The sequence below is a fragment of the Croceicoccus sp. Ery15 genome (assembly GCF_020985305.1).
GTDB lineage: Bacteria > Pseudomonadota > Alphaproteobacteria > Sphingomonadales > Sphingomonadaceae > Croceicoccus.
The window spans coordinates 2,971,335-2,988,156 of record NZ_CP087588.1 but is presented as its reverse complement, the minus strand read 5'-3'; the positions used below and the strand labels follow the sequence as shown (position 1 = coordinate 2,988,156).

20 protein-coding genes are annotated in these 16,822 nt (G+C 63.1%); 12 read left to right on the top strand and 8 right to left on the bottom strand.

The genetic code is table 11. The features are described from left to right. Nucleotides 1–101: 101 nt before the first annotated feature. The 4 genes from LOZ77_RS14680 (at nt 102) to LOZ77_RS14665 (ending at nt 1,761) form a co-directional block, all read left to right on the top strand. A complete protein-coding gene (locus tag LOZ77_RS14680) occupies nt 102–431 on the top strand; it encodes a DUF1244 domain-containing protein (protein WP_230279737.1) in 330 nt (109 codons plus the stop codon). A 133-nt stretch (nt 432–564) separates the two neighbouring features. Further along, nucleotides 565–807, top strand: coding sequence for a DUF2312 domain-containing protein (locus LOZ77_RS14675; RefSeq protein ID WP_230279736.1), 243 nt, complete (start codon nt 565–567; stop codon nt 805–807). A 134-nt stretch (nt 808–941) separates the two neighbouring features. Continuing rightward, nucleotides 942–1,262: a heavy metal-binding domain-containing protein gene (locus LOZ77_RS14670; RefSeq protein WP_230281890.1), complete on the top strand. Its 321-nt coding sequence runs from the start codon at nt 942–944 to the stop codon at nt 1,260–1,262. A 7-nt stretch (nt 1,263–1,269) separates the two neighbouring features. Beyond that, nucleotides 1,270–1,761, top strand: coding sequence for a GNAT family N-acetyltransferase (locus LOZ77_RS14665; protein ID WP_230279735.1), 492 nt, complete (start codon nt 1,270–1,272; stop codon nt 1,759–1,761). A 108-nt stretch (nt 1,762–1,869) separates the two neighbouring features. Here the strand turns inward: LOZ77_RS14665 and LOZ77_RS14660 are convergent, their stop codons facing one another. Then, the gene (locus LOZ77_RS14660) at nt 1,870–2,250 is read right to left on the bottom strand and encodes a VOC family protein (protein WP_230279734.1); all 381 of its coding nucleotides are present in this window, start codon (nt 2,248–2,250) and stop codon (nt 1,870–1,872) included. A gap of 302 nt (nt 2,251–2,552) precedes the next feature. Between LOZ77_RS14660 and LOZ77_RS14655 the strand changes: the two genes are divergently transcribed. Both LOZ77_RS14655 and ruvC read left to right on the top strand, forming a co-directional pair. Next, nucleotides 2,553–3,299: a YebC/PmpR family DNA-binding transcriptional regulator gene (locus tag LOZ77_RS14655; protein ID WP_230279733.1), complete on the top strand. Its 747-nt coding sequence runs from the start codon at nt 2,553–2,555 to the stop codon at nt 3,297–3,299. Between the two features lie 38 nt (nt 3,300–3,337). Next, nucleotides 3,338–3,811 (top strand): crossover junction endodeoxyribonuclease RuvC, encoded by a 474-nt coding sequence (gene ruvC, locus LOZ77_RS14650; RefSeq protein ID WP_230279732.1) that lies wholly within the window; start codon nt 3,338–3,340, stop codon nt 3,809–3,811. A gap of 23 nt (nt 3,812–3,834) precedes the next feature. On the opposite strand, the gene LOZ77_RS14645 is transcribed toward ruvC, so the two are convergent. Further along, complete coding sequence (locus LOZ77_RS14645; protein WP_230279731.1) at nt 3,835–4,098, bottom strand: DksA/TraR family C4-type zinc finger protein; 264 nt, start codon at nt 4,096–4,098, stop codon at nt 3,835–3,837. A 140-nt stretch (nt 4,099–4,238) separates the two neighbouring features. Here LOZ77_RS14645 and ruvA point away from each other — a divergent pair, with 140 nt between their 5' ends. The 4 genes from ruvA to LOZ77_RS14625 all read left to right on the top strand — a co-directional run bounded on the left by ruvA (nt 4,239) and on the right by LOZ77_RS14625 (nt 6,888). Further along, nucleotides 4,239–4,841, top strand: a complete 603-nt coding sequence (ruvA, locus tag LOZ77_RS14640) for a Holliday junction branch migration protein RuvA (RefSeq protein WP_230279730.1) — start codon at nt 4,239–4,241, stop codon at nt 4,839–4,841. Between the two features lie 9 nt (nt 4,842–4,850). After that, a complete protein-coding gene (locus LOZ77_RS14635) occupies nt 4,851–5,390 on the top strand; it encodes a DsrE family protein (RefSeq protein ID WP_230279729.1) in 540 nt (179 codons plus the stop codon). Beyond that, the gene (gene ruvB, locus LOZ77_RS14630) at nt 5,390–6,421 is read left to right on the top strand and encodes a Holliday junction branch migration DNA helicase RuvB (RefSeq protein WP_230279728.1); all 1,032 of its coding nucleotides are present in this window, start codon (nt 5,390–5,392) and stop codon (nt 6,419–6,421) included. The genes LOZ77_RS14635 and ruvB overlap by 1 nt, the downstream gene beginning before the upstream one ends. 161 nt (nt 6,422–6,582) lie before the next feature. Beyond that, entirely contained in the window at nt 6,583–6,888 is a 306-nt protein-coding gene (locus LOZ77_RS14625; RefSeq protein WP_230279727.1) for a UrcA family protein, read from the top strand. Between the two features lie 130 nt (nt 6,889–7,018). Here the strand turns inward: LOZ77_RS14625 and acnA are convergent, their stop codons facing one another. After that, nucleotides 7,019–9,700, bottom strand: a complete 2,682-nt coding sequence (acnA, locus tag LOZ77_RS14620) for an aconitate hydratase AcnA (protein WP_230279726.1) — start codon at nt 9,698–9,700, stop codon at nt 7,019–7,021. Nucleotides 9,701–10,016: 316 nt separating this feature from the next. Here acnA and LOZ77_RS14615 point away from each other — a divergent pair, with 316 nt between their 5' ends. Next, entirely contained in the window at nt 10,017–11,480 is a 1,464-nt protein-coding gene (locus LOZ77_RS14615; RefSeq protein WP_230279725.1) for a L,D-transpeptidase family protein, read from the top strand. 30 nt (nt 11,481–11,510) lie between these two features. On the opposite strand, the gene LOZ77_RS14610 is transcribed toward LOZ77_RS14615, so the two are convergent. The 3 genes from LOZ77_RS14610 to ispG form a co-directional block, all read right to left on the bottom strand. Beyond that, the gene (locus tag LOZ77_RS14610) at nt 11,511–12,191 is read right to left on the bottom strand and encodes a murein L,D-transpeptidase catalytic domain-containing protein (RefSeq protein WP_230279724.1); all 681 of its coding nucleotides are present in this window, start codon (nt 12,189–12,191) and stop codon (nt 11,511–11,513) included. 73 nt (nt 12,192–12,264) lie between these two features. Next, entirely contained in the window at nt 12,265–12,798 is a 534-nt protein-coding gene (locus tag LOZ77_RS14605; protein WP_230279723.1) for a TIGR02281 family clan AA aspartic protease, read from the bottom strand. A gap of 47 nt (nt 12,799–12,845) precedes the next feature. Further along, the gene (gene ispG / locus LOZ77_RS14600; protein ID WP_230279722.1) at nt 12,846–13,997 is read right to left on the bottom strand and encodes a flavodoxin-dependent (E)-4-hydroxy-3-methylbut-2-enyl-diphosphate synthase; all 1,152 of its coding nucleotides are present in this window, start codon (nt 13,995–13,997) and stop codon (nt 12,846–12,848) included. 137 nt (nt 13,998–14,134) lie between these two features. On the opposite strand from ispG, the gene LOZ77_RS14595 reads away from it, so the two are divergent. Continuing rightward, nucleotides 14,135–15,145 (top strand): zinc transporter ZntB, encoded by a 1,011-nt coding sequence (locus LOZ77_RS14595; protein ID WP_230279721.1) that lies wholly within the window; start codon nt 14,135–14,137, stop codon nt 15,143–15,145. Nucleotides 15,146–15,163: 18 nt separating this feature from the next. On the opposite strand, the gene LOZ77_RS14590 is transcribed toward LOZ77_RS14595, so the two are convergent. Then, entirely contained in the window at nt 15,164–15,688 is a 525-nt protein-coding gene (locus LOZ77_RS14590) for a GNAT family N-acetyltransferase (RefSeq protein ID WP_370638019.1), read from the bottom strand. Between the two features lie 26 nt (nt 15,689–15,714). Beyond that, complete coding sequence (locus tag LOZ77_RS14585; RefSeq protein ID WP_230279720.1) at nt 15,715–16,755, bottom strand: helix-turn-helix transcriptional regulator; 1,041 nt, start codon at nt 16,753–16,755, stop codon at nt 15,715–15,717. Nucleotides 16,756–16,822: the final 67 nt, after the last annotated feature.

The following is a 16,822-nucleotide window of genomic DNA, read 5'->3' as shown; positions in this document are numbered from 1 at the left end:
ATGGGAGGACGGGTTCAGCCTGCACCTAATGGCCCATGCGGGTCAGGCGCAAGCCATGATACCGCCTGATGCACGCGAATTGCGAAACTGGAGTGAATTTCATGTCCGATAACCCGCATCCTGACCAGCTTGACCTGCTGCCCGACGGTGTTGCCGCCGCCGCCTTCCGCCGGCTGGTCCGCCATTTGCGCCATCGCCACGATGCGCAGAATATCGAATTGATGGGGCTGGCAGGGTTCTGCCGCAATTGCCTGGCCGACTGGATACAGGACGCGGGCTTTCCCGGCGACAAGGCAGCGGCGCGCGAACTGATCCACGGCATGCCGATGGAAGAGTGGAAGGCCAACCACCAGACCCCCGCCACACAGGAACAGCTGGACCGGATGGAAAGCAGCCTTGCCCTCAACAAGGTGCGCAGCGCCCTGCCCTGATACACATCCTGATGCGCCACTTATCCACGCGCGGCACAATTTTCGCGGGCGCGCATCTTCACCCCGCGCGCCGCCCTGCCTATCAGGCCCGCTCTTTACGATTCTCCCAACCGATTCTCACCGGAGCTGACCGATGGCCGAAGCCGAAACCACCGACGATCGCCTGCGCCTTCTGATCGAACGCGTCGAGCGCCTTGAAGAAGAGAAGAAGGGCATCGCCGACGACATCCGCGACGTTTACGCCGAAGCCAAGGCCGTGGGCTATGACGTCAAGATCATGCGCCAGATCGTCCGCCTGCGTAAGATGAACGCCGACGACCGCCGCGAGATGGAGCTGATCCTCGAAACCTATAAGGCGGCTCTGGGCATCGGCTGATCGCTGGCACATTTCCTCTGGTCGGGCCGGTGGCTTGTCACATTCATGCGACAGGCTAGTAACCGGTGCGACCGTTGGAAGAGGAGACCGGAACGATGGCAAATCCCTGGAGCAATCGCGGCGATGGCGGCGGCATGCTGGTAACCACCACCGCCGTGGTCGAAGGGCGCACGGTGCGCGACTATCTGGGCATTGTTACGGGCGAGGTGATCGTCGGCGCGAACCTGTTCCGCGACATCTTCGCCTCGATCACCGATCTGGTCGGCGGGCGTTCGGGCAAGTACGAGGAAGTGCTGGCCCGCGCGCGCAAGGAAGCCCTCGCTGAAATGCGGCAAGAGGCTTTGTCGCTGGGCGGCAACGGAGTGATCGGCGTCGACATCGATTACGAAGTGCTGGGCCAGAACGGCTCCATGCTGATGGTCAGCGTGTCGGGCACTGCCGTTATTCTGGACTGATAGCAGCTTGACCGATTTCCGCATCAGGCGCGCGCGGGCAGACGATGCCGCCGCCTGCGCCGCGATCTACGCCCCGTTCGTCACCGATACATGGATCAGCTTTGAAACCGAGCCGCCTTCGGCGGGCGAGATGCTGAAGCGGATCAACGCCTATGGCGGCACCTATGGCTGGCTGGTCGCGGTGCGCGGTATGGCAGTGATCGGCTATGCCTATGGCAGCCCCCACCGCACGCGCGACGCCTATAGCTCGTCCTGCGACGTAGCGGTCTATGTCGATCCCACCATGGCGCGGCGCGGTGTCGGCACCGCGCTCTATTCCGCGCTGATGCCCATGCTGAAGGAACGCTATCACGCCGCCTTTGCGGGAATTTCCCTGCCCAACGACCCCAGCATCGCGCTGCACCGTTCTTTCGGGTTCGAACAGATCGGCATCTACCGCGAAGTCGGCTGGAAACTGGAAGACTGGCGCGATGTCAGCTGGTGGCAGACGCTGCTTTAGGGAGTGGTCCGGAGACGGCTTTGGCGATGACGTCAAACGGTCCGCTTCGGCCAAGGGACCCTCGGGATCGTCAGCCGGTTGCCGCCTTTGGCGGATCAGTTCTGCGAACTAATTCGCGGGCGGCTCCCGAAAGTTCAGTTCGATCCTCGACCCTTCCGGACCGAATACGAAAATCTGGCGCAGTTTCGCGACGTCCCAGCGGTCGCTTTCGGCCACTTCGTATCCCGCGCCCTTCAGGCGGGCGAGATAGTCGTCATAGCCGGTGCAGGCAAAGGCGACATGGTTGATCGGCCCTGCCTCGCGCTCGTGCTCGCGCGTGTTGATATGGACCAGCGCCTCGCCCGCTTCGTTCACCATCCAGCTGTTCAGCGCAGGGTCCATGCCCGGCGGATCGGTCGGGATCAGGCCCAGCATATCGCGGAAAAACGCCACCGTCGCGGCAAGGTCGGTCGTGCTGATATTGATATGGTCGATCTTGCCGATGGTCATGCAACCGGAACCCCTGCCTTATCGCGCCTTTATTTTCCTACATGCGGAAAATCCGCCATCGCAGGCCGGAAACGCTCTTTCCATCCGTGAATTCTCCCGGATCCGCCAAGCTGTCAACCAATGGGCCGCAAAGCCGCATGAAACCGCGTCTTGGCAACGGGTGACAGGCCGCGCGGGACATGTCACCTTTGTCAACCGCGGCAGGGTGCCCCTATCCTGCGAACCGCCGCGCTTGCCCTGCCCCTCTCCCCTGCTGTAAGGGCGCGCCTTACCGACAAAACGACCCGAGGACGAGAACGGCAATGGCCGGCCATTCCAAATTCAAAAACATCATGCATCGCAAGGGCGCGCAGGATAAAAAGCGCTCTGCCATGTTCTCGAAACTGTCGCGCGAGATCACCGTCGCTGCCAAGATGGGCGCACCCGATCCCGACATGAACCCGCGCCTGCGCCTTGCCGTGAACAACGCCAAGGCCCAGTCGATGCCCAAGGACAATATCCAGCGCGCCATCGACAAGGCATCGGCGAACGAAGGCGACGATTACGAGGAAATCCGCTATGAGGGCTATGGCCCGGGCGGCGTGGCCCTGATCGTCGAGGCGCTGACCGACAATCGCAACCGCACCGCCACCAACGTACGCACCGCGTTCAGCAAGAATGGCGGCAATCTGGGCACCGCGGGCGCAGTCGCCCACGGCTTCGAACGGCTGGGCCTGATCGAATATCCCGCCTCTGCCGGTGACGAGGAAAAGGTGCTGGAAGCCGCGATCGAGGCTGGTGCCGACGATGTCGAATCGAGCGAGGACGGCCACACCATCTGGACCCAGATGGAAGCGCTGCACGAAGTGGCGGGCGCCCTCGAAAAGGTTCTGGGCGAGGCCGAGAACGTCAAGCTGGCATGGAAGCCCAACATCACCGTCGAAGTGGACGAGGATAGCGCGGGCACATTGTTCAAGCTGGTCGACGCGCTGGACGACGACGACGACGTGCAGACCGTCTGGGGCAATTACGAAGTGTCGGACGAGATCATGGAGAAGATCGGGGCCTGACCGCCCCTGTTTCCTGATCCTTGCATGACGGGGCGCCGATGATCGTCTTGGGCCTCGACCCTTCGCTGACCTGCACCGGCTGGGGCGTGATCCGCAAAACGGGATCGCGCCTCAGCCATATCGCCAACGGGCAGGTGCCGACCAGCAGCAGGGAAGAGATGTCGTTTCGCCTTGCCGCATTGCAGCAGGCGCTGGCCGAGGTGATCAGGGTTCATTGCCCCGATGTCGCCGCCGCCGAAGAAGTGTTCGTCAACAAGAACCCGCAATCGACGCTGAAACTGGCCCATGCGCGCGGCGCGGTTCTGGCGGCCTGCGGCACGGCCGGTCTTGCCGTTCACGAACATTCCGCCAAGGTCGTGAAAAAGTCGGTCGTCGGCACGGGCGGCGCCGACAAGAATCAGGTTCAGGCGATGCTGAAAGTGCTGCTTCCCGGCGTTGCCATCGCCGGATCGGACGCCGCCGACGCTCTCGCCGTCGCGATTGCGCATGCGCATCTGACAAGGGCGTTTTAGTTTCAATCCACGGCGCTTGCCAATCAGCGCAGTTGGCTGTCCTTGCTGCCGCGCCGGTTGATCGCGCTGTGGCGGATAGTGCGGTCTGTCTGCGTCTGGCAGGGTACGCAGGTGCGCACACCAGGCAATGCCGCGCGCCGCTTGTCGGGAATACGCTCGCCGCATTCCTCGCAATATTCCAGCCCTTCGCCCGCCGGCATGCGCGCCCGCGCCCCCGCGACCGCATCCTTTACCGTATCGTCGATCTGGTCCTGCACCGCGCCATCGCGCGACCATCCGCCTGCCATGTCGCCATCCTTTCGCCCTGACTGTGAGGATTGGGCCAGTGAAAACAGGGTCTGTGAACAGAAGGCCCGTTTACAGAAGGCTTGTGGGTTGAATCGGTTCCCCCCTCGAAACAAAGCGGAAACAACGCTAGGCAGCAAGCATGATCGCCAAACTTGCAGGCAGGCTGGACGAAACCGGCACGGATTGGGCCGTCATCGACGTGGGCGGGGTGGGCTATCTGGTCCATTGTTCGGCACGCACCCTATCGGCGCTGGGCGAAAAGGGCGAAATCTGCACGGTCTATACCGACCTGCAGGTAAGCGAGAACGACATGCGCCTGATCGGCTTTGCCAAGGGGGCAGAGCGGGACTGGTTCCGCCTGCTGCATGGCGTGCAGGGCGTGGGGTCGAAAGTGGCGCTGGCGATTTTGTCGGCGCTTTCGACCGAGGAGTTGCAGCAGGCCTGCGCGGGCGGAGACGCCGCGATGGTCGCGCGGGCGAACGGCGTGGGGCCGAAACTGGCAGGCCGCATCGTGAACGAGTTGAAGGAAAAGGCAGGCGGCATGCCGGTCGTGGCCGGGGCGGGCGGCATGGTCGCCGCACCTGTCGGCGGGAACAGCGCCGATGCGGTGTCGGCACTGGAAAATCTGGGATTCAAGCCCGCCATCGCTGCCAAGGCCGTGGCCGAAGCGCAGGGCGAACTGGGGCCGGATGCCAGCGAAAGCGCACTGATCCGCGCGGCATTGAAAAAGGCGGCGAGCTAGGAGCCCTGTATGCGAAATCTGTTGCTATTGCCGCTGCTAGCCATCGCCATGCCTGCCGCCGCGCAGGATTTGCCCGCAGGCATGACCCCCGGCCCCGTCTTTCCCTTCGGTCCCGTCGCCGAGGTGGAGAGCGACATGCCGATACCCGACGGGACGGAGTTCAACGTTGCCTTCGACCTGACCGAGGCTGCGCCCGACGGTCAGGCCAATCGCGGTTTGGTATCGCTGGCGCGGTTCTATAACATGCATGTGCGCAGCGGCGTTCCGGAAGGGAGCATCCGGCTGGCGGTCGTCGTCCATGGCGGCGCGGGTGTCGATGTGCTGACATCGGATGCCTATGCCAAACGTAAGAACGGGACGGAGAGCGCCAATGCCGCCATCGTCTCCGCACTGGTGGAAAAGGGCGTACGCGTAATCTTGTGCGGGCAAAGCGCCGCCGCAATGAACATCGCAAGGGAAGAATTGCTCCCTGGCGTCGAAATGGCGCTGTCGGCAATGACTGCCCATGCTTTGCTGCAGCAGCAGGGCTATACGCTGAACCCGTTCTGATGACCGACCCCGTCCCCCTCCATTCGCCCGAGCGGCAGCCTGACGATCCGGATGCGGCGCTGCGTCCCAAGACGCTTGAGGAATTCGTCGGCCAGCAAGCCGCACGCGAAAACCTGCGCGTTTTTATCGAAGCGGCAAAGTCGCGCGGCGAGGCGATGGACCATGTGCTGTTCTTCGGCCCTCCCGGCCTTGGCAAGACGACTTTGGCGCAGATCGTCGCGCGCGAACTGGGCGTGGGGTTTCGCGCCACCAGCGGGCCCGTGATCGCCAAATCGGGCGATCTGGCCGCGCTGCTGACCAATCTGGAAGAAGGCGACGTTCTTTTCATCGACGAGATTCACCGCCTGAACCCCGTGGTCGAGGAAGTGCTCTATCCCGCGATGGAGGATCGCGCGCTCGACCTGATTATCGGTGAGGGTCCGGCGGCGCGCAGCGTGCGGATCGACCTGCCGCCCTTCACGCTGGTCGGCGCGACCACACGGCAGGGTCTGCTGACGACGCCGCTGCGCGACCGTTTCGGCATTCCGGTGCGGCTGAATTTCTACACCGTAGAGGAACTGGAGAGCGTCGTGTCGCGCGGGGCGCGGCTGCTCAATATCGGGATCGATCCCGGCGGCGCGCGCGAGATTGCGCGGCGTTCGCGCGGCACACCCCGCGTATCGGGCCGCCTGCTGCGCCGCGTGCGCGATTTCGCCGATGTCGCGGGCGCGCCGACCATTACCGACCGGCTGGCCGATGATGCGCTAACAAGGCTGGAGGTCGATTCGCTCGGCCTCGACGCGCAGGACCGGCGCTATCTCCACATGATCGCCGATATCTACAAGGGCGGACCGGTGGGCGTCGAGACGCTGGCCGCGGGCCTGTCCGAACCGCGCGACACGATCGAGGAAGTGATCGAGCCCTATCTGATCCAGCTTGGCCTTGTCGCCCGAACGGCGCGGGGACGCTGCCTGAACGATCGCGGCTGGCAGCATCTGGGGCTGGTCCCGCCGCAACAGGGCACTGCGCCGGGCGGCTTGTTCGACGATTGACGGTCGTTCGGCGGGGCGTTTGCGCGCTTCGTCGGGCCAGTTGGCGATTGGCAGAACCGGCTGGCAATTCCGTCGATCCGCAGAAGCATGCGTATCATGCGCAGCCTATCCTTCCCTTCGACAAGAGCCGCAAAGCGCTCGACACACGAGGAAGGATCATCATGCGAATTGCAGCATTTGCCCTTGCGCTTGGCGCATCGGCCGCTCTGACTGCCCCCGCCATGGCGCAGGAAACCGATACGCGCACCGTGCGCGTCAAAGTTACTGACGAGGATTTCGCGAGCAGCGACAGCATCGCGAATTTACAGCGCCAGATCCGCCGCGCCGCCCGCAAGGTCTGTGTGCGGGCCGACAATTCCGCCGCTCCGTCAAGCGAGGAACAGGCCTGTGTCGCCAAGGCAATCGAAGGCGCGCAAGGCGAACTGGCTGCCGTCAAGGCGCGCTATGGCATCGCGTTGGGTGGCTGACACATAAGGCCAAGGCAAAGAGGCCAAAGGAAAAGGGCCGAAAGAAAAGGGCCGAAAGAAAAGGGCCAGAAGAAAAGGGGCAGCCCTCGCAAGAGAGCCGCCCCTTTTTCGTTCCGCCGAACCGTCAGGCTCAGTCGGCAGCCAGCTTGCGCAGAACGTAATGGAGGATGCCGCCGTTGCGGTAATATTCCATCTCGTTCGCGGTATCGATGCGGCACAGCACGTCGAAGCTGAAGGTGGAACCGTCCTTGCGGGTCACCTTTACCGTGATGTCCTGGCTCGGGCTCAGGCTGCCCAGACCTTCGATCGTGAAGCTGTCGTCACCCGTCAGGCCCAGCGTCTCGCGCGTGTCGCCCGCCTTGAACTGCAGGGGCAACACGCCCATGCCGACAAGGTTGGAACGGTGGATACGCTCAAAGCTTTCGACCAGCACGGCGCGAACGCCCAAGAGGATAGTGCCCTTCGCTGCCCAGTCGCGCGACGAACCGGTGCCATATTCCTTGCCGCCGATCACGACCAACGGGGTGCCGTCGGCCTTGTGCTTCATAGCGGCGTCATAGATCGCCATCTGCTCGCCATTATAGACGGTTTCGCCGCCTTCGACGCCGGGGACCATTTCGTTCTTGATGCGGATATTGGCAAAGGTGCCGCGCATCATCACTTCATGGTTGCCGCGGCGCGAGCCGTAGGAGTTGAAGTCCGCCTTCGCGACCTGATGCTCTTTCAGGTAACGGCCCGCCGGGCTGTCTTCCTTGATCGAACCGGCGGGCGAAATGTGGTCGGTGGTGACCGAATCGCCCAGAATGGCCAGCGGCTTGGCGTCGATGATGTCGGTCACCGGCGCGGGGGTCATGCTCATCCCCTCGAAATACGGGGGGTTGGCGACATAGGTCGAACCGGCGCGCCACTGGTACGTTTCCGAACCCGTCACGTCGATGGCCTGCCAGTGCTCGTCACCCTTGTACACGTCGGCATAGCGGGCCTGGAACATGTCGCGGCTGATCGCACCGGCCATGACGTCGGCGACTTCCGAATTGGTCGGCCAGATGTCCTTGAGATAGACTTCGCTGCCGTCCGAACCGGTGCCGATCGGCGTTTCGGTGATGTCTTCGGTCACGGTGCCCTTCAGCGCATAGGCGACGACGAGCGGCGGCGATGCGAGGAAGTTGGCGCGCACGTCGGGCGACACGCGGCCTTCGAAGTTGCGGTTGCCCGACAGGACCGAGGCAGCAACGATGTCATTGCCGTTGATCGCCTTCGAGATCGGCTCTGCCAGCGGGCCCGAGTTGCCGATGCAGGTGGTGCAGCCATAGCCGACGAGATCGAAGCCGATCGCGTCGAGGTGGTCCTGCAGGCCGGCCTTCACCAGATAGTCGGTCACGACCTGCGACCCGGGTGCAAGCGAGGTCTTCACCCACGGCTTGGGGGTCAGGCCCTTTTCGTGCGCCTTCTTGGCGACCAGACCGGCAGCGACCAGAACCGACGGATTCGAGGTGTTGGTGCAGCTGGTGATCGCGGCGATCACCACGTCGCCGTCGCCGATGTCATGGTCCTTGCTGTCGACTGCAACCCGCTGGGCCGAAGCCTTTTTATACAGCTTTTCAAGGTCGGTGTTGAACAGCTCGTCCACCTTGTCGAGCGCGACCTTATCCTGCGGACGCTTCGGACCGGCCAGCGAGGGGACAACCGAACCCATGTCGAGTTCGAGCGTGTCGGTGAAGATCGGCTCGGGGTTGGAGGGATCGAACCAGAGGCCCTGTTCCTTGGCGTATGCCTCGACCAGCGCAATCGCGTCTTCGTCACGGCCGGTAAGGCGCATGTAGTCGAGCGTCTTGTCGTCGATGCCGAAGAAGCCGCAGGTTGCGCCATATTCGGGCGCCATATTGGCGATGGTGGCGCGGTCGGCCAGCGACAGCTTGGCCGTGCCTTCGCCGTAGAATTCGACGAAGCGGCCCACCACGCCCTTTTCACGCAGCATCTGCACGCAGGTCAGCACAAGGTCGGTCGCGGTGATGCCCTCGGCCATCTCGCCGGTCAGCTTGAAGCCGACGACTTCGGGGATCAGCATCGAAACGGGCTGACCCAGCATCGCGGCCTCTGCCTCGATCCCGCCGACGCCCCAGCCCAAAACGCCAAGGCCGTTGATCATGGTGGTGTGCGAATCGGTGCCGACGCAGGTGTCGGGATAGGCGATGTCCGCGCCCGACGGGTCCTTCGACGTCCACACGCCCTTGCCGATGTGCTCCAGGTTTACCTGGTGGCAGATGCCGGTGCCCGGGGGCACGGCGTAGAAATTGTCGAGGCTCTTCGCGCCCCACTTCAGGAAGTCGTAACGCTCGGCATTGCGCTGATATTCCAGCTCGACGTTCTTTTCGAATGCCTTGGGGTGGCCGAATTCGTCGACCATGACCGAGTGGTCGATGACGAGGTTGACGGGAACCTGCGGATTGATCTTTTGCGTATCGCCGCCCAGCTTCGCAATCGCATCGCGCATCGCGGCCAGATCGACGACGCAGGGAACGCCGGTGAAATCCTGCAACAGCACGCGTGCGGGGCGATACTGGATTTCGGGGTGCGGCGCCTTGGGGTTCTTTTGCCAGTCAACGATGGCCTTGGCGTCGTCGGCGGACACGGTAAATCCGTCATCCTCGAACCGCAGCATGTTTTCCAGCAGCACCTTCAGCGAGAAGGGCAGCTTCGACACATCGCCCAGCTTTTCCGCTGCCTTGGCCAGCGAGTAGAAAGCATATTCCTTGCCCCCGACGCTCATCGTCGAGCGGGTGCCAAGCGTGTCCTTGCCGATAGAAGTCATGGGTGACCTTTCCCTTCAGATCTGACCGCGCAAAAGCCAGTTAAGAACGGCTCGCAAGCGCGGGTTTGCAGGTGCGAAATATTTGCGGCGGCGATGGGCCGGATCGCCCGTTTCGTCAAGGCGTAGAAAAGGCGAATCTTGCCATGAAATGCCGCACAGGCGCACGATTCAGCATGGCGAAAGCCGAAAAAGAGGATTAGCGGGGCCGAAACCCCATGGGGATGCACGCGTTGTATCGGTCAGGACGCCGAAGCGTGGTATCGACATGGAAGAGAGAGGGGACCGGATGGCCGGATCGCCCGCCCGGGAAATCGCGATGATTTTTAACAAGACCGACTGCCGTTCGACCAAGACCCGCCATGCCGCGCGCGCGATGGCGGGCGCGGCGCTTTGGGCCGGGGCGCTGGCGATGCCTGCCGCCTCGCTGGCCCAAACCGCGCCAGTAAAGACCGCGCCTGTAAAGAGCGTACCCGCCAATTCGCAGCCCAAGCCGCTGCTTCCCGAGGAGCAGGCCCCCGCCAAGCAGGCCCGGCAAGTGCCCACGGATATGACTTCGGCACCGGTGATTCAGGAAATCCCGACCGATTATTTCACCGTCGCCCCCGTCTGGCAGGTGGCGCAGGCCGAAGCGCTGCTGAGCTATATCCGCGCGATCGGCAATGAAGGGCTGTTCCCCAGGGATTACCAGCCCGACACGTTGCAGGCCGCCATCGCCAAGGGTGCGGGCAAGGACCTGAACGAAATCGCGACGCGCCTGTTCACATGGGTGGCCGAGGATCTGCGTGACGGGCGGACCGAAATGGATTCGCGCGCGCAATGGTTCGTCGAGGATCCCGACTGGAAACTGCACCCGATCAAGCCGTTGCTGCAGGACGCGCTTGCCGCGGGCGGCCAGACGGGCGGGATCGTGGCCGCGCTCGATTCGCTCAGCCCCGTGCATCCCGATTACGCCGTGCTCAAACAGATGCTGCTGGAAACGAGCGAGGGGGACAAGGCGGCGCGCGCCAAGATTCGCGCCAATATGGACCGCTGGCGCTGGCTGGGCCGCGATCTGGGCAAGAACTATCTGCTGACCAATGTGCCCGAATACCAGCTTCGGCTGGTGATCAATAACAAGGTCCATACCTCGTTCCGCACCATCGTGGGGAAGCCCGGGCGCACGGCCACGCCGCAGCTGGCCGAAACGGTCGAGGGCGTGATCTTCAACCCGACATGGACCGTGCCCCAATCGATCGTGGTGGGCGAGGGTCTGGGCGCGCGCGTTCTGAACAACCCGTCCTATGCGCGCAATAACGGGTATAAGGCGTACAAGACCGAAGCGGGCATGACCGTGGTGGTGCAACAGCCCGGCCCCGGCAATTCGCTGGGCCTGATGAAGCTCGACATGCCGAACCCGCATGCGATCTTTTTGCACGATACGCCGTCGAAATCGCTGTTCAACAACAGCGGCCGCGCGTTGAGCCACGGCTGCGTGCGGACAGAAAACGCGATGAAGCTTGCCATGATCCTGGCCAAGGGCCTTGGCGGATTGTCGAGCGAGGAAGCGGTCGAGATCGCGAATTCGCGCAAATATACGCGGGTCGAGCTGAAGAAGGAGCTGCCCGTCTATATCACCTATTTCACCATGGCCCGCGACATCGACGGGGTGATGCGCAGCTTTGACGATATCTATGGCCGCGACGAACCGGTGCTGGCGAGCCTTGCCGCGCCACGCAAGGTCAAGACCGGCCAGCATGTGACCGACGAGGCAATCGTTCCGATCGAAGCACCGGGTGCCTGATGCGCCCCCGTCCGGGCCCACAGGTTCCGGTCAGCTGATCCCGAGGCGGTCGGCGTAAAGCAGCCGGCCGCCCGAGAGGTTCCACAATGCCTCGTTAAAATCGGCGGGGTCCATGGCAAAACAACCGTTGGATCGGCCCAGCCGCCCCCAGCGTTCGACATGCGCCCTTGTCGCGTAATTGGCCGAATGGGCGACGATATAGCGCGGCAGGGCATTGGAATTGTCCTGATCCAGCCCGCCCAGCCGGATCGAGGTGCCATAGCGGCCCTTGTACCATTCGTAAGTGACATAGGCGCCGCGGCTGGTGGCGTTCGAACCCGGCGTGTTCGAGAAATTATTGAGCCAGCCGTCATGCTCCGGATCGGAACCCGTGCCGTGGGCGACAAGGAAGCTGCGCACCGTCCCCGCCTCTACATTGGCGAAGTGGAAACGCGGGACGGACGAATGCACGCCGAAATCGGCAATCCCCGCGATATCGCGGCGCCACAGCACATCGCCCGCGCGGTCCATCTGGTCCTTCGCCAGGTCGAGGACGCGGCGCTGGTTCGGCGTCAGCGGGCTGGCGCTGGCAAAAGCGCGCGCGGGCACGGCCAGCGCGGCCCCCGCAACCAGAGCGCCGCCCAGCACGGCACGGCGGGAGGCCGTCGCGCCAACCACGCAATGTCTGTCCAAACCGGATGTTATGGAATTATGTTCGGTTCGCTTCTTCATGATTACAATCTATACCAAACAAGGTCTGGCTTCAAAGTTAACCGATGTTCTTTACCCGAATGCGCAGAAACGCTCAGTCGCGGGACAGAATCATCGAATCGCCCTCGATCTCGACCTTGTCGAACCGCCGCAAATAGCTTTGCCCAAGCAGCGTGACCGGCAGCCCTTCGGGAATAACGGCTGCTTCTACGTCGCGCATTTCGGTGCCGCCCAGTTCGATGCGGTCGATCATGACCGGCACGCCTTCGACCATGCCGCTGGCTCCGCGAGCGACAGGGCGGACGTCCGCCTCGCTCCAGTAAATGCCCGCCGCGCGCGCATCTTCGCCCGTCAGCGCAACAAAACTGGCTCCGGTATCGACCATCACGTCCAGCTGCCGCCCGCCGATGGACGGCTGCGCATAGAAATGTCCGTCGCCGCGGCGGTCGAGCCGGATATCGTCGCCGCCCCAGCCGTCATTCGCGTCGGCAGGCGCGGGCGCCGCCATCAGCGACGCTCCGGGCGCCGTGCCGCCTTCGCCGGCATCGTCCGGTTCGGGCATGCCCGTCATGAACGCGCCCACGGCGCAGGCGGCGAAACCGATCCAGAAAACCTTGTGCATGCTCATGCCCCGACCATAGGCACGCCATGCTTAAGCGAGGGTAAAACCCTTGCTTATTCGGCAGCCTCGGTGGCCTTGCCTGCATCGGTCGTTTGCGCCTCGATCTCGGCAGCCTTCGCTTCGACCAGAGAAACGATATGGTCGAGCATGTCGGCGCTTTGCACATGGTGGTCGGTCACGCCCGACAGATAGACCATATGCTTGCCATTACCGCCGCCGGTAATGCCGATATCGGTTTCGCGCGCCTCGCCTGGGCCATTGACGACACAGCCCAGTACCGACAGCGACAGCGGCGTCTTGATGTGCTGCAAACGCTCTTCCAGCGCCTGAACGGTGCGGATCACGTCGAACCCCTGCCGCGCGCAGGACGGGCAGGATACCACGCGAACGCCGCGGGTGCGCAGGCCCAGCGCCTTCAGAATCTCGAACCCGACGCGCACTTCTTCTTCAGGCTCTGCCGAGAGAGAAACGCGCAGGGTATCGCCAATGCCCGCCCACAGCAGATTGCCGATGCCCAGTGCCGATTTGACCGTGCCGCCGATCAATCCGCCCGCCTCGGTAATGCCAAGGTGCAGCGGGCAATCGACCGCGTCGGCCAAACCCTGATAGGCCGCGACCGCAAGGAACACGTCGCTGGCCTTCACCGCGACCTTGTATTCGTGGAAATCGTGGTCCTGCAGCAGCTTGATATGGTCGAGAGCCGATTCGACCAGCGCCTCAGGGCAAGGCTCGCCATATTTCTCCAGCAAGTCCTTCTCAAGACTGCCTGCGTTCACGCCGATGCGGATCGAACAGCCGTTCGCCTTGGCCGCGCGGACCACCTCGGCCACGCGTTCGTCGCTGCCGATATTGCCGGGATTGATGCGCAGGCATGCCGCGCCTGCATCGGCGGCTTCCAATGCGCGTTTGTAATGGAAATGGATGTCCGCGACGATGGGCACATCGGCGGCGCGCACGATCTCGCGCAGCGCGGCGGTCGATTCGACGTCGGGGCAGGACACGCGCACGATATCCGCGCCCGCATCCTCGCACCGCCGGATCTGGTCGATCGTTGCCTTCGCATCGCTGGTCAGCGTGTTGGTCATGGTCTGCACGCTGATCGGCGCGTCGCCGCCGACCGGTACGCGGCCCACCATGATCTGGCGGCTTTTGCGGCGGTCGATCATGCGCCATGGGCGGATTGCTGCGATGCTGTCTGTGGACATGGGCCCGCCTATACAACCGCTTCCTTTACGGGGCAAAGACGCATTTGCCACAAATGCGCTGATCCGTCATCAATCGGCCGCCATCAATCGGCCGCCATCAATCGGCCGCCATCAATCGGCCGGTCAAGGAGACGGATTTGGAAGAGCAGCTTTACGACGACCAGACGGGCGAGGATGCACTGCTGTTCGCCCGCGTGCTCGACGGCGCGGGTGGCGGGCGCAGGATCGAGTGGGACGAAGCGCGGAACTGGCAGCCCGATCCGGCGCGCCCGCTGGAGGTGTTGTGGATGCATATCTGCCGCAACCAGCCCGGCGTGCAGGACTGGCTGGAAGGGATGATCGGCATTCCCGAACCCACTGCCGAACTGCTGGTCAGCGACCGCACCCGCCCGCGCGCCTTTCGCGAAGGGCAAACCCTGGTCGCAACGCTGCGCGGCATTAATTTCAATCCCAATGCCGAGCCGGAAGACATGGTCTCGATGCAATTATGGTGCGACGGGCGTCGTCTGATCACCCTGCGCCGCGAAAAGCTGCAAACCCCGCGCGACACTTTGGCAGAGATCGACAAGGGCTTTGGCCCCACGGATGCGGGATCCTTGATCACGCACCTTACCGAGCTGATGATCGCCCGGATGAGCCGTTCCATCGTCGATATGAACGATCATCTGGACGCGCTGGAGGATCAGGACCCCGATGACGACGCCGAAGAGATGCTGGGCCAGATCACTACGATCCGCCGCAATTGCCTTGCGCTGAAACGGCATATGAGCCCGCAGCACGAAGCGCTGGAACGCATCAGCCGCGATGCGCCCGCCTGGTTCGAGGATCACGACCGGCGCGAGATTGCCGAGACCATCGAAAGACTGCGGCGCTATCTCGACGATATCGACATATCCAAGGAAAGCGCGGTGGTGATGCAGGACGAAATCCGCGCCCGCGCCGCATCCAGCAGCGAAAAGGCGACCTATATGCTGACCATCGTGGCGGGCATCTTCCTGCCGCTGGGCTTCGTCACGGGGCTGCTGGGCATCAATGTCGGCGGCATGCCGGGGGTCAACGACGGCAATGCATTCTGGGAAGTGGTCGCCCTGTGCAGTGCGATTCTGGCCGTGCAGCTTTACCTGTTCTGGCGCTGGAAATGGCTGTGAGGGTTCGGATCCCGCAGCCTATAGCCGCAATTCATAAAGGAATTCGTCGTCACGGTGGCTGCCGACCCAGAAATCGATATCGGCGATCTTGGTAAAACCGTATCGCTGATAGAACTTCTGCGCGCCGAAATTTTCGCTCCACACCGATAGCTGTACCGCATCGGCCCCGCGGCCACGCGCGGTATCCAGCGCCCAGTCCATCAGCGCCGCGCCCAGCCCTTTGCCCGTCAGCGCCGGATCGGTGTAAAGCTGGCTGAGGCCGATCGGCGCGGCGGCATCGGAATATCCGGCATAGGCGCTGACGGCGTTGAGCTTGCAATAGCCGAGCAGGATATCGTCCGCGTCCACGGCCAGCCGGTGGATAAAGGCAGGGTCCGCGATCTCTGCCACGACGGCCGCCGGGTCATGCGCGGTATCCAGAAATCCCGCCAGATCCTCGGGCCGGTAGAGGTGGCCGAAGGCGGCGTCGAAACTGCTGCGCCCCAGTGCCGACAAAGCCGCCGCATCGGCGACTGCGGCATCGCGCAGGCGAATATCACTCATCGACATTGTCCCCGTGGGTCGGCGCATCAGACCGCCGACACCTGCGGCAGCGAGGCGATCAGGCGCGACAATTGCGTTGCCTTGCTGATCTGCGTCTTTTCGAAAACATGGCGGATCTGGGTGCGCACCGTGGCAGGGCTGACCAGCAGGGTCGATGCCAGTTCCGCCGCGCTCTGCCCTTCGGCAATGCCCATCGCCACACGGCTTTCGGCAGGCGACAGGCCATAAAGCAATTGCAGGCGACGCCCCATGTCCAGCGGGATATCGCCATTCTCGACAATCACCATGCACCCGCTGACCCCGCCGCGCTGGCAGGGAAGCACGTGAATGCGCCACGACTGGCCGCGATCCGCGCAGCAGGCAAAGGCATCGCCGCTGCCGCCGACACGGTGGCGCGAAGCGATGGCCGCCTGCAAACGCTGGTTTTCGCGTGACGAGCGCAGCATGACACGCCCGCCGGCCAGCGAAATACATTCCGACCGCTCGTCCAGTTCGTGCGCCTTTGCATTGGCAAAGTTCACCTTGCCCGATGCATCGAGCATGACGATGGCCGCGCCCATATTGTCGAGCGAGGCTTCCAGCAGTTCGGAATGCAGCCTTGCGCCATGCATCTGGTCGCGCGCCCGCATCATGCGCGTTACATGACCGGCGATTTCCTGCATCCGCGTGACATGGTTCGTGTCGAATTCCGGTTCGTCGATGCCGCGATGCACTGCAATGCCCAGCGCGCTGTCCTGCGGAAAGCTGAACCCTCCGCCCAGGCACTGTCCGGTGTCGTCCCCGAACCTGCGAAAGAACTCGTTGTAAAAATCGGTCTTTTGGTGCGCCTCTGCAGAAATGAATTCGGTGGAGCGCGCCACGCCCTTGTTCAACCGGTCGGGGTGGAACAGCACCTCGGCCCAATGGTCCAGCCGGTTGAACCCTTCCACCACATAGTGATGAAGCATTTCGTCGGAATAATAGCTGTTGCTATGCAGTAGCCGCACCGAACCGTCGCGTCCCCATGCCTGGATCAGCGCGCTACGCGTGCCCATTTCGTCCGCAATCCGCTGCGGCAGGGTGGCCAAAACCTCTTCATCGACCAGACTGTCGTAAATATGGTCAATTAACTTTTGTATATTCCGTCCCCGGTTC